Origin of the sequence: Clostridium sp. AUH-JLR23, from assembly GCF_964238065.1 — a bacterium.
Taxonomy (GTDB): Bacteria; Bacillota_I; Bacilli_A; order Erysipelotrichales; family Coprobacillaceae; genus Allocoprobacillus; species Allocoprobacillus merdigallinarum.
The window spans coordinates 1-576 of sequence record NZ_CAXSKY010000045.1; the positions used below are offsets into that span (position 1 = coordinate 1).

At 36.5% G+C, this 576-nt stretch carries 1 pseudogene; it reads right to left on the minus strand.

Features of this window, described 5'->3' with window-relative positions:
* A pseudogene (locus tag ACESR5_RS12015) lies at positions 1-576 on the minus strand (IS30 family transposase); the annotation flags it as partial.

Below are 576 nucleotides of genomic sequence, written 5' to 3' on the forward strand. Positions count from 1 at the left end.
CTTCATGAACATATCTCTTCCAAGATGGTTGTAAATGTCATTGAATATATCAATGACAGACTGTGCATCATTATATTCTCTTCTAAAAGCAATCATAAATGTTGACACTGTAAAATGAACTGTAAGCAGACAGGCTCCACCTTTAGTGCCTTCAACCGTATCAATCTGGACAACAGGCATGTCAGGATTTTCTTCTATAAAATTCTTGAAGTCCTCGTACCTTCTTCCATCCATGCATTTTGAATCAATTTTGTATCTTGAAGGTTTCTTTCTTTTTTTATAGGTTACCTGTCGAGGAAGATCGATGTTTCTCACTTTCAATATGCCAGCATCAATAATCTTATAGAGAGTCTTTTCGCTGAACATGATCTCGTTCTTATGATGAATGTAGACATGATGAATGGATTGACCCTGCTGGGCAATCAGTGGATAGAGCAGCTCATTAAGATGATTGATTTCATCCTGAGTAATAATGATGCCTCTGCGTGATTCAGAAAGCCTTTCTTCATATTTTTTGTTGGCCTCAAGTGCATAATAGATATGCTTTGTCAAAGTACATTTTTTCATGTCAGGACA